Below are 13,618 nucleotides of genomic sequence, written 5' to 3'. Positions count from 1 at the left end.
GAGTCACCGTCCACCTCACCAGCCGCGTCATGCCCGAACAGCCGTCCGCCCATGCCACCGGCCGCGGCACGCCTGGATCACCGTCCGCCGCCCCGCCGGTCAGGTCGTGCCCGAATCACCGTCCACCCACGTCACCGGCCGCGGCATGCCCGGGTCACCGTCCACCCACGTCACCGGCCGCGGCATGCCCGGGTCACCGTCCGCCCGGCCCGCCGGGCGCTTCAGGTCTGGGTCACTCTCCACCGGGACCGTGCTCTGCTGCGCCCGCGCGGGTGAAGCGGGCGCCCCAGGTGCGGAGCTGGTCGAGCAGCTCGGGTGGGTCGAGAACGTGGAAGTCCGCGTCGAGCACGCCCAAGGCCATGATGGGCCATTCCAGGGAGTCGACGACCATGCGCACCCGGCACCGGCTCTCGTCGATCTCCTCGACCGTGCTCCACCTGCCGATGCGCTCCCGCACCGCCCCGGCAGGGGCGTGCACCAGGACCTCCACCTGGTAGGAGCGGGGCAGGCCGTCCAGGCCGGCGCGGACGAACTCGGCGGCGTCGGCCGTGGGCAGCGTACGGGGGCGGAAGCGGGCGCCGGTGCCCTGCGGCGCCGACAGCCGGTCGACCCGGAAGCTGCGCCAGTCGTGCCGCTCCAGGTCGTAGGCGACCAGGTACCAGCGGCGGCCGAGTGACACCAGCCGGTGCGGCTCGGTGTGCCGGTCGGTGCGCCGGCCGTCGGCGGCGGTGTAGGAGAAGCGGAGCCGTTCGGTGTCGCGGCAGGTCAGCGCGATCGCGGTCAGGACGCCCGGGTCGACGCCCGCCCTGGCCTGGCCGGCCCAGCCTGCGGAGACGGTCATGGCGCGCAGCGCGTCGATCCGCCGCCGCAGCCGGACCGGCATCACCTGCACCACCTTGGCCAGCACCCGGACCGAGGACTCCGCGATGCCCTCCACCGGGTTCTGCGCGGCGGCCTGCAGCCCCACGGCCAGGGCGACCGCCTCCTCGTCGTCGATCACCAGCGGCGGCAGGGCGGCGCCCGCCGCGAGCTGGTAGCCGCCGTCCACGCCGCGCTGCGCCTGGACGGGGTAGCCGAGCTCGCGCAGCCTGCCGACGTCCCTGCGCAGGGTGCGGGCGGAGACGCCGAGCCGCTCGGACAGCTCGGCGCCCGGCCAGTAGCGGTGGGTCTGCAGCAGGGAGAGCAGCCGCAGCGTCCGGGTGCTGGTGTTCGCCATGTTCCCGATTCTTCCGCCATTCAGGTCAGGAAGTGGCCGCTATGGCTGACAGTCTGTTTCTTGAGCGAGAGGAACGCCTCACTGTTCTCGAGCGGCAGAACATCCCAACGGAAGGCAGCGATCATGACCGTCAACACGCCGAACCCGGGCAGCACCAGCGACGTGACCGGGGAGCGCGCCGACCTGCTGGCGGCGCTGGCGCAGAGCCGTCACTTCCTGCGCTTCACCACCCGCGACCTCACCGACGAGCAGGCCGGGACGCGGACGACCGCCAGCGAGCTGACCCTGGGCGGTCTGATCAAGCACGTGGCGCAGATGGAGCGGAACTGGGTGGACTTCATCCTGCAAGGCCCGTCGGCGATGAAGGACTTCACCGCGATGACCGAGGCCGACCTGGCGGAGTTCACGGACGGGTTCCGGCTGCTGCCCGGCGAGACGCTGGCCGGGGTGCTGGCCGAGTACGAGGAGGCGGCCAAGAGGACCGATGAGGTGGTCGTCACCCTGCCGGACCTGGACGTCGATCACCCGCTGCCGGCCGCGCCGTGGTTCCGGCCCGGCGAGCGCCGGTCGGCCAGGCGGGTGCTGCTGCAGCTCATCGCCGAGACGTCGCAGCACGCAGGGCACGCCGACATCATCCGCGAGTCGCTGGACGGCGCCAAGAGCATGGGCTGAGCAAGCGGCTGCGGCGAGCGCGCGGGCCGGCCGAGCGGCCGATCGTGCGGCGAGCGGCTGGAGTGACAGGGCGACGCCTGCCCGGGAGGCAGGCGTCGCCGTCAGGTCTCTGCCGGCTAGCCGGCGACCGGGCCGAGCTCCCGTTCCAGCACGCACCGGTTCGGGAACTCCTCGTAGTACGACTCAGGCCGCCCGTACCAGTGTCCCTGCGCCTCCACCTCCACCGGATCCCAGATCAGCGGACAGGGCCCGGGATCGACCTCCAGGTCGTGCAGGTAGCCGTCCACCGAGCGCAGCGCGTCGCAGGCCGCCCGCGGGTACGGGTGCAGGCCCCCGTCAGGGTCGCAGGTGAGGCGCATCGAGTACGCGCCGCCGTCGCGCGGGGTGACGGTGATGTAGAGGTCCGCCCCGGCGGCGGCGTGGGCGGGAAGCGTCGTGAACGGGCCGGCGATTACCGCGGCGGCGCACAGTCCGAGCGCAGCCAGCCTGCGGGCGGCGGTCAGCACGAGCGACATGATGTCCTCCCTGGTCAATGGGCGTCCCGGCATGGGACGACGCACCCACCATGACTACAGGGAGTGAGATGGCGATGACCAGGATCGGCGTAGGTATCACTCCGTGATGGATCAGATACAGACAGCTATCTTCGCAGCTCATAGGCAGAGCAGCCGTGACCGCGTGCGTAAATGGAGGGATGGAGCATGAGGAGGCGGCGGCCAGGGCCGGCGTGGTGATCAGGGAGCTGCGGGAGATCGGCGAGTTCGAGCAGGTCTACCGGCTCTTCGACGAGATCTGGCATCCGGAGCCGGCGAACGTGCCGGTGACCGTGGAGCTGATGGCCGGGTTCGCGCACACGGGCAACTACGTCGCCGGGGCGTTCGCGGGTGACGCCCTGGTCGGGGCGTCCGTGGGGTTCCTGGCGTCGGGCGAGGCGCTGCACTCGCACGTCACGGGGGCCGTCATCGGCAGGGGCGTCGGGTACGCGCTGAAGCTGCACCAGCGCGCCTGGTGCCGGGAGCGCGGGCTGGCGCGGATCACGTGGACGTTCGACCCGCTCGTCCGGCGCAACGCCCACTTCAACCTGGTCAAGCTGGGCGCGCGGCCGGAGGCGTACCTGACGGAGTTCTACGGGGCGATGGCGGACGCGATCAACGAGGGCGACGCCTCGGACCGGCTGCTCGCGGTGTGGCGCGTCACCGGCGGGCAGGAGGAGAAGGCGTGCCCGGAGGAGGCGTACACGCTGGTGCGGGAGGCGGACGACGGCCGCCCCGTGATCGGGGACCCCGGCGGGCGCCGGGTGCTGCTCGTGGGGACGCCGCGCGACGTGGAGGGGTTGCGGCGGCAGGACGCCGGGAAGGCGATGGCGTGGCGGATGGCGGTGCGCGACGCGCTCGGCGGGGCCATGGCGGCCGGGGCGCGTGTGGCGGGATTCACGGAACGAGGCGAATACGTGGTGGTAATTAACTAGGTATTCCACTGGTGTTTCGGGTCTCTGTAATGTGGCGGGCAAGCAAGCTGAGCAAGGAGATCCGCATGGCGGAATTCACCCCCACCGTTCCTGCGCGAGTCCTACCCACCGTCGCCGTGCGCGACCTACCCGAGCCGCCCCGATCGACGTGGCGGGTCATCGGCCCCGGCCTGGTGGGCGCCGGTGTCGGGCTCGCGTCGGGCGAGTTCATCCTCTGGCCGTACATCGCCTCGCAAGTCGGCCTCGTGTTCATCTGGGGAGCCGCGATCGGCATCATCACCCAGTGGTTCCTGAACATGGAGATCGAGCGTTACACCCTGGCCACCGGCGAGACCGCGCTGACCGGATTCAGCCGCATGTGGAAACACTGGGGCCTGGTCTTCGTAATCATGACACTCTGCTCGAACCTCTGGCCGGGCTGGGTGACCACGTCCGCGACCATGGTCACGTACCTGACCGGCTCGGGCGAGGGCGCCGTACGGTGGATCGCGATCGGCATGCTGCTGCTGATCGCGATCAGCCTGACCATGGCGCCCGTGATCTACATCCTGCTCGAACGGGTCATCTTCGTGAAGATCGCGCTGGTGGCGACGCTGATCGTGGTGGCGATCCTGTTCGCGATCAACGCGGAGAGCTGGGTGGAGCTGGGCAGGGGCCTGACGGTCGGGGCCAGGTTCCCGGTGCCGCCGCTGGAGTTCGCGGTGCTGATGGGCGCCATCGCGTACGCCGGCGCGGGCGGCGGCCAGAACCTGTGCCAGAGCAACTGGATCCGCGACAAGGGCTTCGGCATGGGCGTGTACGTCCCGCGCCTGGTCAGCCCCGTCACGGGTCACGAGGAGGCGGTCTCCTCGACCGGCTTCCAGTTCGCGCCGACGAAGGAGAACCTGGCGCGGTGGAAGCAGTGGTGGCGCTTCGCCAACATCGAGCAGGCGTGGACGTTCGCCATGGTGTCGTTCGTGACGATCGCGCTCATGTCGATGCTGGCCCACTCCACGGTGTTCGGCCGGCCGGGGCTGGAGAACAGCATCGGCTTCCTGGAGGTCGAGGGCCAGGTGCTGCAGAGCACGGTCGGCACGTGGTTCGGCCTGCTGTTCTGGGTGATCGGGGCGCTGGCCCTGTTCGCCTCGGCCATGGGCATCGTCGACTACACCTCGCGGCTGGCCTCCGACACCATCAAGACGGTCTACCTGCGTGACAGGTCCGTCTCGGTGAACCGGGTCTACTTCTACACGGTGTGGGCGATGGCGCTGATCGGCACCGTCATCCTGCTGGCGGGCCTGGACCAGCCGCTGATCCTGCTGGTGTTCTCGGCGTGCTTCGCGGCCGTGATGATGTTCGTGTACTCGATCCTGCTGATCATCCTCAACCGGCGGGCGCTGCCCGAGGCCATCAAGGTGCGGTCGTACCGGCTGGGCGCGCTGGTCTGGTCGGTGGCGTTCTTCGGCACGCTGACCGTGATCGTGGTCGTCCAGCAGGCTCAGCGCCTCATGGGAGGTTGACCTCAACCGAGCTTGAGGTACCACACTCGGCGCCATGAAGATTGCCGAGGTGACGAGGTTCGGCGGTCCCGAGGTGCTGGTGGCCGGGCGGGCGCCCGACCCCGAGGCGGGGCCGGGGCAGGTCGTGATCGGCGTGTCGGTGGTGGACGTGATGTCCGTCGACACGCAGCTGCGTGCCGGGTGGGGGCGTGACTGGTTCCCCGCCCGGCCGCCGTACGTGCCCGGCACCGGCGTGGCCGGGCGGGTGATCGCGGCCGGCGACGGGGTCGAGGCCGGGTGGGCGGGGCGGCGGGTGGCCGCGCTGCTCCCCGGCGGCGGAGCCTACGCCGAGCGCGCCGTGGCGGGCGTGGAGACGGTCGTCGCGGTGCCCGACGAGGTGCCGCTGTGGCAGGCCGCGGCACTCGTCCAGGTCGGTCCGGCCGCGCTGAGCCTGGTGGAGGCGGCGGAGCTGCGGCCCGGCACGCGGGTGCTGGTCACGGGGGCCGGTGGCGCGCTGGGGCTGCCGCTGGTACGGCTCGCGAGCGCGGCCGGCGCCCTGGTGACGGCGGCGGCGCACGGCCCGGCCAAGCGCGAGGCGGCCTTGGCGGCGGGGGCGGCCCAGGCCGTGGACTACTCGGAGCTGACGGGACCGGCCGCCGAAGCCGCCGGGGCCGGAACGAGAGCCGGAACAAGGGCCGACGCGTTCGGCGGGGCCGGAGGCCAGGCCGCTGCTGGGGCTTTCGATGTCGTCTTCGACGGGGTCGGTGGTGAGGTCGGCGCGGCGGCGTTCGCGCGGACCGCACGCGGCGGAACGTTCTTCGCGTACGGAGTGCCCAGCGGTTCGACGGCCCCCGTCGAGAGGGCGGAGGCCGAGCGGCGCGAGGTCCGGGTGATCGGCATGGAGCAGGTCCAGTTCACCCCAGACGAGTTCACCCGCCTGGCCGAGCAGGCGCTGAAGGAGGCGGCGGCCGGACGTCTGGCGACCGCCGTGGGCCTGGTCGTGCCGCTGGAGCGGGCGGCCGAGGCGCACGCCGCGCTGGAGGCCCGCGAGCTGGTCGGCAAGGCCCTGCTGCTGGCCTGCGCGCAGGCCGTCCGCTACGACGGGCACGGCGGCCCCGAGGTGCTGGAGCTGACGGAGATCCCGCTGCCCGAGCCGGGCCCCGGCCAGGTGCGGGTGGCGGTGAGGGCGGCAGGCGTGAACCCCATCGACTGGAAGATGCGGCGCGGCTTCCGCGGCGCCCCGCCCGACGGGCCGCAGGGGACCGGCATGGAGCTGGCGGGCACGGTGGACGCGCTCGGCGAGGGCGTGACCGGGCTGCGGCTCGGCGACCCGGTGTACGGGCAGGTGGCGCCGGGCGCCGTGGCCACGCACGCGATCGCCGAGGCGGACGCGCTGGCGTACAAGCCGGACGACCTCACCTACGAGGAGGCCGCGGCGCTGCCCGTGGCCGTCGAGACGGCCCGACGCGCGCTGCGCGACCTCGCCCTCCAGGAGGGCGAGACGCTGCTGATCCACGCGGTCGCGGGCGGCGTCGGCCTGGCCGCCGCGCAGCTCGCCCTGGCCAGGGGCGCCACGGTCGTCGGCACGGCGAGCGAGCGCCACCACGAGTTCCTGCGCGGGCTCGGCGTGCGGCCCGTGACCTACGGCGAGGGGCTGGAGCGGCGCCTGCCGCGGTCCGTCGATCGGGTGCTGGACGCCTCGGGCCGGGGCGAGCTGGCCCTGTCGATCGAGCTCACCGGCGACCCCGGCAGGGTGATCACGATCGCCGACCGGGAGGGGGCGGAACGGCTCGGGGTGCGCTTCTCGACCGGCGACGGGGCCGTGGCCGCCGCGCGGGCGCTGCGCGAGTCGCCGCACGTACGGCTGCCGGTCGCCGAGGTGTTCCCCCTGGAGCGGGCGGCGGACGCCCACCGCCGCAGCGAGGAGGGCCACTTCCTCGGCAAGCTGGTCATCACCACGGAACTCGTCAACACGGCAGTCGTCAACGTGGAAGCCGTCAACGCGGCGGTCATCAACACGGAAGCGTCCTTGCCGCAATAGCGGGCACACTGGTGCCCATGCTGGAAACCTCGGCCCGCCTGCTCAAGCTCCTGTCCCTGCTCCAGGCGCACCGCGACTGGTCGGGCCCGGAGCTGTCGACCCGGCTCGGCGTCTCGACCAGGACCATCCGCAACGACGTGGAGCGCCTGCGCTCGCTCGGCTATCCGGTGCACGCCACCCCGGGCGTGGCGGGCGGCTACCGGCTGGGGGCGGGGGCGGCGCTGCCGCCGCTGCTGCTGGACGACGAGGAGGCCGTGGCGGTGGCGGTCGGGCTGGGCCGGGCGGCCGGGGGCGGCGTCGAGGGCATCGAGGAGACCTCGGTCCGCGCCCTGGCCAAGCTGGAGCAGGTGCTCCCGTCCCGGCTGCGGCGGCGGGTGAGCGCGCTCAACGCCTACACGGTGCAGATCCCGGGCAACGCGCCGTCCGTGCCGCCGGAGGTGCTGACCACGATCGCGAACGCGGCCCGCGACCACGAGGGCCTGCGCTTCGACTACACCGGCCACGAGGGTGACGCGACGATGCGCAACGTCGAGCCGCACCGTCTGGTGCACCGGCGCGGCCGCTGGTACCTCGTGGGCTACGACGTGGACCGCGGCGGCTGGCGCACGTTCAGGGTGGACAGGATGCGCCTGCGCACGCCGTCGGGCCCCCGCTTCACCCCGCGCGAGCTGCCGGGCGACGGCGACGTGGCGGCGTACGTGGAGAAGGGGCTGAACACGGCGATGTGGCGCTACCGCGCGACGGTGCTGCTGCACGCCCCCGCCGAGCGGATGCGGGAGCTGCCCCTGGGCCTGGAGGTCGAGCCGGTGGACGAGGCCACCTGCCTGCTCAAGCTGGGCGGCGACGACGTCAACGGGATGGCGGTGTGGATCGGGTTCCTCGGCGTGGACTTCGAGGTGCTCGATCCGCCGGAGCTGGCCGAGCACGTGCTGCGGCTGTCAGAGCGCTACCGGCGGGCGGTCAGCGGCCGGTAAGGCGGCGGTCAGCGGGCTCGGCGAGGCTGCCCTACATGAAGAACATGACCCACGTGGCGGGCGGCAAGGACGACTTCCAGCTCGTCACCCACCTCACGCTCACCGGCAGCCAGTACGAGATCGGCAAGGCGCTCGCCGAGGAGGCCCGCAGGCTCGGCTGGTCCGCCATGCCGATCGACCCGGTCGTGGGCCGGGCGCGCCGGACGTGGTTCGAGCGCCACTGGCCGCAGCACCACGCCCGCATGGACGGCGCGGCGGCGGTGCTCGGCCTCGACCCCGACCAGGACGGGCTGGTCCTCGACGACCAGGGCTACATCCCGGCGGGTCACGGCTGCTCGGCCCTGTGGATCCCGCCCTCGGCCGCGACGGACGGCCACGGCAGGGTGGGCCGCAACTACGACTTCTTCCCCACGACCACCAGCGAGATCATGGGCGGCGAGCGCCGGCCGGGCGAGCTGCCCATGGCCTCCCGCCCGTACGTCATCACCACGATCCCCGACGAGGGGCTCTCCTCCACGGTGCTGACGATGTCGGCGCTCGACGGCTGCATGGACGGCATCAACTCGGCGGGCCTGGCGGTCATGCTGCTGGTCGCCGACTTCGAGTCAGCGGAGGCGCCGGAGGGCTTCGCGCCGCAGGTCGGGGTGAACAGCGTGCAGCTGCCCCGTTTCCTGATGGACACCTGCGAGAACGTGGACCAGGCCAAGCAGGCGCTGCTGGGCGCCAAGCAGTACGACCACGGCATGCCCCTGCACTACCTGGTCGCCGACGCGCACGGCCAGGCGTTCGTGTGGGAGCACGGCAGGGACGGCAGCGAGCACATCATCGAGTTCGGCGACGGCCCGCTGTGCGTCACCAACCACCTGCTGCACCGCCACCCCGACCCGATGAGCCTGCCGGAGGACACCGGGTCGAGCTTCGCCTCCTACAGCCGGCTGCGCACGCTGTACGAGCGCAGCAAGGGCGTCACCATGTCGGCCGGCGACCTGCGCGAGAGCCTGCGCGCCGTCGCGCAGCCCGAGGAGGCCGCCGTGCCGTTCCGCACGCTGTGGAGCACGGTCTTCGACACCGCCGACCGTACCCTGTCCACGCGCTTCTACCTGGGCGAAGGCGGGCGTTACAGCGAGGAGCTGGTGTTCCCGGCGAGGTAGTCGGCGCGCACCTTCGAGCGCGACAGCTTGCCGGTGGGGGTGCGCGGGAGCGCCTCCCGGTACTCGATCACCTTCGGGTGCTTGAACCTGGCGATGCGCGGCCCGCAGTGCTCCATCAGCTCGACCGTGAGCTCGGGGCCCGGCTCGATGCCCTCGGCCGGCTGCACGAGGGCGACCACGTTGTGTCCCCATTCCTCGTCGGGCACCCCGATGACGGCCACGTCGGCCACCGCGGGGTGCTCCAGCAGGGCGGCCTCGATCTCGGCGGGGTAGATGTTCACCCCGCCGGAGACGATCAGGTCGGTGCGCCGGTCGCACAGGAACAGGTAGCCGTCCGCGTCGAGGTAGCCGATGTCGCCGGGCGCGTACCAGTCGCCTCTCTTGCTGGCGGCGGTCTTGGCCGGGTCCTTGCGGTACTCGAAGGAGCCCATGCTGGACTTGACGTAGATCATGCCGGGCTCGCCCGGCGGCAGCTCCTCGCCGCCGTCGTCGAAGATCTTGGCCTCGAACGTGGGCGCGGGGCGGCCCACGGTGCCGGGCCTGGCCAGCCAGTCGTGCGGCTTGACCGAGAAGGCGATCGTGGACTCGGTCGAGCCGTAGTACTCGTACAGCACCGGGCCCCACCAGTCCATGATCTGCTGCTTGACGGAGACCGGGCAGGCGGCGGCGGTGTGGATGACCTGGCGCAGGCTCGACACGTCGTACTTGGCCCGGACGTCCGCGGGCAGCTGCAACATCCGGTGGAACATGGTCGGCACCATCATCGCGTTGGACACCCGGTGCCGCTCGACGAGCTCCAGGATGTGCACCGGGTCGAACCGGGGCGTGATCACCACGGTGTGCCCGAGGTGCAGCGCGAACTGGGCGTGCGCGCAGGGCGCGGAGTGGTACATCGGCGAGGTCACCAGGTGCACCGCGTCGCCCGGCCTCAGATCCACGACCTCGCCGAAGAACCACGTGTACAGGGGCACGATCGCCTCCGGCTCGGCGCCGGGCAGGCCGCGCTGGACGCCCTTGGGGAAGCCGGTGGTGCCGGAGGTGTACCACATGACGGCGCCCGAGGTCCGGCCGGTGGGCGCGTCCGCGGGCTGCCCCTCGGCCAGCCCGGCCGTCCCGACCTCCGCGCCGGGCACGGGCTGGTCAGGCCCGGTGACGACGACCTTGGCGTCGCAGTCGCCCAGGATGTACGCGATCTCGGAGTCGGTCAGGTGCCAGTTGATGGGCACGTAGTAGAGGCCGATCTGCCCGGTCGCCATGACCATGATCAGCGCGTCCACGCCGTTGGGCAGCACGCCCGCCACCACGTCGCCGGTGGTGAGCCCGCGGGCGCGCAGGCCGTGCGAGACCTGGTTGACCCGGGCGAGCAGGTCTCCGTAGGTGACGCGGGTGTCGTCGGTGTCGATCACCGCGAGGCGGCCGGGGTCGGCGGCGGCGATGGCGTAGAAGCCCGGTAGCTCGCTGACGTCCATTACAGCTCCAGCAGTTGTCCGAGACGGGCGCGGTGGTTCCGGGGCGGGCCCAGCAGCACTTCGTCCGCCTTGGCCCGCTTGTAGAACAGGTGGGCGTCGTGCTCCCAGGTGTAGCCGATGCCGCCGTGCAGCAGCAGGTGGTCGCGGGCCACCTCGAAGCAGGCACGGCCGACGTAGGCCTGGGCGAGCGCGGCGGCCTCGGGCAGCTCGTCAGGTGACTCGTCGGCGGCCCAGGCGGCGTACCTGACGATCGACTCGGCCTGTTCGAGCTTGCAGTGCATGTCGGCGAGCTTGTGCTTGACCCCCTGGTAGGAGCCGATGTAGCGGCCGAAGGCCACACGGATCTTGGCGTAGGCGACGATGGCGTCGAGCGCCGCCCGCATCACGCCGAGCTGCTCGGCGGCCAGGGCCACGCACAGCCGGTCGAGGACGCCGGTCTCCGTCGCCGGGCCGAGCACGCGCGCGGGCGCGCCGTCGAGCACGACCTTCGCCTGGCCGCGGGTGAGGTCGAGCGTGTCCAGCGCGGTCCGGGTCACGCCGGGCCCCGACAGCTCGACGGCCACCAGGACCAGGGCGCCGGCCTCACGCGCCGGCGCGAGGAGCACGTCGGCCTCGCCGCCCGAGAGCACCTGCGCGAGCGTGCCGCTGGCCGTGCCGCCGTCGTAGGTCAGCTCGGTGCTGTCGAGCGTGGCCGCGATCCGGCCTTCGGCGATGCCGGTCTGCAGCTCCTTGTCGGGCGCCTGGGTCAGCGCGAGCGCCGCGAACGCGGTGGCCAGGAACGGTCCCGGCAGCAGCGCGGCGCCCGTCTCCTCCAGCGCGACGGCCAGCTCCGACATGCCGGCGCCGGCGCCGCCGTACTCCTCGGGGACGATCAGCCCGGACAGGCCCAGCTCGCCGTTGAGGCGCGCGTACACCTGCGGGTCGTAGCCCTCGCGGACCTTGGGCAGCGGCGAGGCGGTGCGCAGGAAGTCGCGCACGGCCGCGCGCAGCTCCTGCTGTTCCTGGCTGAGTACGAGCTTCACGCCTGCGTCCCCACCTTCAGGTCCTTGAACGGCACAGTCTTGTCCACCCGCGGCTCCGGCGGAAGGCCCAGCACGCGGTCGCCGACGATGTTGCGCATGATCTCGTTGGTGCCGCCGCCCAGCGCCATGCCGGGAGCCATCGAGATCGCGCGGGCGAGCGGGTGGTCGGCCAGCGCGGCCTCCGGGCCGACCAGCCGCGTGGCCAGGTCGGCCTGGTAGAGGGTCAGCTCGGCCAGCAGCAGCTTGGCCGCGCTGCCCCGCGCGCCGGGGAAGATGCCGGCCCGGGTCTCCTGGGCCAGCCGCTGGTTGAACAGCGCCAGCGCGCGGCTGCGGACGTGCAGCTCGACGAGCTCGTCGCGGACCAGCGGGTCGCTGGTGTCGAGGGCCTGGCGCAGCGCCTCCAGCGAGGCCGGGTGGTCCTTCTGGCCGCCCATGCCGACGCCCGCCGAGATCGACAGCCGCTCGTGCAGCAGCGTCGTGACGGCGACGCTCCAGCCGTCGTTGACCTCGCCGACGCGGTGCTCGTCGGGGATGGTGACGTTGTCGAAGAAGATCTCGTTGAAGTTGGCCCTGCCGGACATGTCCTTCAGCGGCCGGACGGTCACGCCGGGGTGGTGCATGTCGATCACGAACATGGTCAGGCCCTTGTGCTTGGGCACGTCCACGTCCGTACGGGCGAGCAGCAGCCCCCAGTCGGCGTGGTGGGCGACGGAGGTCCACACCTTCTGGCCGTTGACGATCCAGTCGTCGCCGTCGCGTACGGCCCTGGTCTGCAGGCTGGCCACGTCGCTGCCGGCGCCGGGCTCGGAGAAGAGCTGGCACCAGACCTCCTCGCCGCGCAGCAGCGGCCGGACGAACCGCTCGCGCTGGGCGTCGGAGCCCCGGTCGACGATCGTGGGGCCGGTCATGCCCAGGCCGATCGAGAAGATGTAGGTGGGCAGGGTGTAGTCGCGGGCCTCCTCGGCGAACACCCGGTCCTCGGCCTGGGTCAGCCCCTGGCCGCCCCACTGTTTCGGCCAGGTGATGCCGGAGTAGCCGGCGTCGTAGAGCTTGGCCATGAACTCCTTGGCCCGGGCGATCCCGTCGGCTTCCGGGTAGTCGTCGGTCGGAGCGTTCTCCCGCAGCCAGTCGCCGGCCGCACGCCGATAATCAGCAAGGTTCACATCGACTCCTCGGCATCAGTGCTCACTTACTCTAGTCAGCGCATCCGGGGACGTACAGAGCATTGCTCTGGACAAACGCGCCCGTTTCGTCCTGGGGATGCCGGTAAGGGATCACTGAGGCGGGTTTGCGGGACCCCGGCCGAAGCGCGTTCGGGTAAACGCGGCTACCATGATCAACGTGACTGTCGGTGAACGGGTAAGCCGGATTGTGCCCGGGTTCCTCATACCAGAACAGATCACGCCCGGTTTGTCCTATAAATACTAGTGATCAGAAGTTAGAGTTACTCGCTGTGACAACAGGTTTCAGCCGATTACGGCGCGAGGATTTGCTGAAAACGGCCTGCGAGGTGATCGCGGAGCAGGGATTCGGGCACACCAGGACCCTGGACATCGCCAGGGCCGCCGGAGTCAGCCAGGCGCTGCTCTTCTACCACTTCGAGACCAAGGAGCGGCTGTTCGCCATGGCGTTCAGCTACGCCGCCCGTCAGCATCTCAACGCGCTGACCGACGTCGAGCAGTCGGCGGGCACGCCCATCGACCGCCTGCGCTCCCTGCTGCGGCTCTGCTCCCCCGCGATCCCCACGGAGGGCTGGCGGTTGTGGATCGACGCCTGGTCCGAGGCGATGCGCAGCGACGAGTTGGAGGAGACCTCGCGGCGGATCGACGCCAGGGGCCGCACGCTGATGCGCGGCATCATCGAGGCCGGCGTGGCGTGCGGCGAGTTCGAGTGCCCCGACCCCGACGCGACGACGTGGCGGCTGTTCGCGCTCATCGACGGGCTGGCGGTCCAGACGCACGCCCATCCCAAGGTGTTGTCACGGCGCCGGGTCAACGTGCTGATCCGCTCGGCGGCGGCGAACGAGCTGGGGGTGCCTTCGGAGAAGCTGTGAAATGCCGCGAACCTCACCCTCCCCAGTCTTATTGGATTCTCCGTACAATTACTGGGCGAGGAGAGGAGTGCACG

General features: G+C 71.7%; 12 protein-coding genes. 7 read left to right on the top strand and 5 right to left on the bottom strand.

All coding sequences use genetic code 11. The annotated features are described in order from the left end of the window. Positions 1-232: 232 nt before the first annotated feature. Positions 233-1,216 (bottom strand): helix-turn-helix transcriptional regulator, encoded by a 984-nt coding sequence (locus tag HD597_RS05810; protein WP_253740679.1) that lies wholly within the window; start codon positions 1,214-1,216, stop codon positions 233-235. Positions 1,217-1,339: 123 nt separating this feature from the next. On the opposite strand from HD597_RS05810, the gene HD597_RS05805 reads away from it, so the two are divergent. Next, the gene (locus HD597_RS05805; RefSeq protein ID WP_253740678.1) at positions 1,340-1,888 is read left to right on the top strand and encodes a DinB family protein; all 549 of its coding nucleotides are present in this window, start codon (positions 1,340-1,342) and stop codon (positions 1,886-1,888) included. A 116-nt stretch (positions 1,889-2,004) separates the two neighbouring features. On the opposite strand, the gene HD597_RS05800 is transcribed toward HD597_RS05805, so the two are convergent. Beyond that, positions 2,005-2,403, bottom strand: coding sequence for an SSI family serine proteinase inhibitor (locus tag HD597_RS05800; RefSeq protein WP_253740675.1), 399 nt, complete (start codon positions 2,401-2,403; stop codon positions 2,005-2,007). A gap of 179 nt (positions 2,404-2,582) precedes the next feature. Between HD597_RS05800 and HD597_RS05795 the strand changes: the two genes are divergently transcribed. The 5 genes from HD597_RS05795 (at position 2,583) to HD597_RS05775 (ending at position 9,000) form a co-directional block, all read left to right on the top strand. Beyond that, entirely contained in the window at positions 2,583-3,356 is a 774-nt protein-coding gene (locus HD597_RS05795; protein WP_253740674.1) for a GNAT family N-acetyltransferase, read from the top strand. Positions 3,357-3,421: 65 nt separating this feature from the next. Next, positions 3,422-4,855, top strand: a complete 1,434-nt coding sequence (locus HD597_RS05790; RefSeq protein ID WP_253740672.1) for an Nramp family divalent metal transporter — start codon at positions 3,422-3,424, stop codon at positions 4,853-4,855. Positions 4,856-4,889: 34 nt separating this feature from the next. Next, positions 4,890-6,875 (top strand): zinc-binding dehydrogenase, encoded by a 1,986-nt coding sequence (locus HD597_RS67245; RefSeq protein ID WP_253740670.1) that lies wholly within the window; start codon positions 4,890-4,892, stop codon positions 6,873-6,875. Positions 6,876-6,892: 17 nt separating this feature from the next. Then, entirely contained in the window at positions 6,893-7,849 is a 957-nt protein-coding gene (locus HD597_RS05780) for a helix-turn-helix transcriptional regulator (RefSeq protein WP_253740668.1), read from the top strand. Between the two features lie 35 nt (positions 7,850-7,884). Beyond that, complete coding sequence (locus HD597_RS05775; protein WP_253740667.1) at positions 7,885-9,000, top strand: C45 family autoproteolytic acyltransferase/hydrolase; 1,116 nt, start codon at positions 7,885-7,887, stop codon at positions 8,998-9,000. Here HD597_RS05775 and HD597_RS05770 read toward each other — a convergent pair. The 3 genes from HD597_RS05770 to HD597_RS05760 are packed head-to-tail and all read right to left on the bottom strand — an operon-like array spanning position 8,967 to position 12,654. Further along, positions 8,967-10,469: an AMP-binding protein gene (locus tag HD597_RS05770; protein ID WP_253740666.1), complete on the bottom strand. Its 1,503-nt coding sequence runs from the start codon at positions 10,467-10,469 to the stop codon at positions 8,967-8,969. The two genes, HD597_RS05775 and HD597_RS05770, sit on opposite strands and share 34 nt — an antisense overlap. Continuing rightward, entirely contained in the window at positions 10,469-11,491 is a 1,023-nt protein-coding gene (locus HD597_RS65715; RefSeq protein ID WP_253740665.1) for an acyl-CoA dehydrogenase family protein, read from the bottom strand. Before HD597_RS65715 ends, HD597_RS05770 begins: the two co-directional genes overlap by 1 nt. Further along, positions 11,488-12,654, bottom strand: coding sequence for an acyl-CoA dehydrogenase family protein (locus HD597_RS05760; protein ID WP_253740664.1), 1,167 nt, complete (start codon positions 12,652-12,654; stop codon positions 11,488-11,490). The genes HD597_RS65715 and HD597_RS05760 overlap by 4 nt, the downstream gene beginning before the upstream one ends. Before the next feature lie 290 nt (positions 12,655-12,944). Between HD597_RS05760 and HD597_RS05755 the strand changes: the two genes are divergently transcribed. Continuing rightward, positions 12,945-13,544: a TetR/AcrR family transcriptional regulator gene (locus HD597_RS05755; RefSeq protein WP_253740663.1), complete on the top strand. Its 600-nt coding sequence runs from the start codon at positions 12,945-12,947 to the stop codon at positions 13,542-13,544. The last annotated feature ends 74 nt before the right edge of the window (positions 13,545-13,618 follow it).

Origin of the sequence: Nonomuraea thailandensis, from assembly GCF_024172165.1 — a bacterium.
Lineage (GTDB): Bacteria > Actinomycetota > Actinomycetes > Streptosporangiales > Streptosporangiaceae > Nonomuraea > Nonomuraea thailandensis.
Note: the sequence above shows the minus strand (reverse complement) of the source record. Positions and strands in the feature narration are given on the sequence as shown.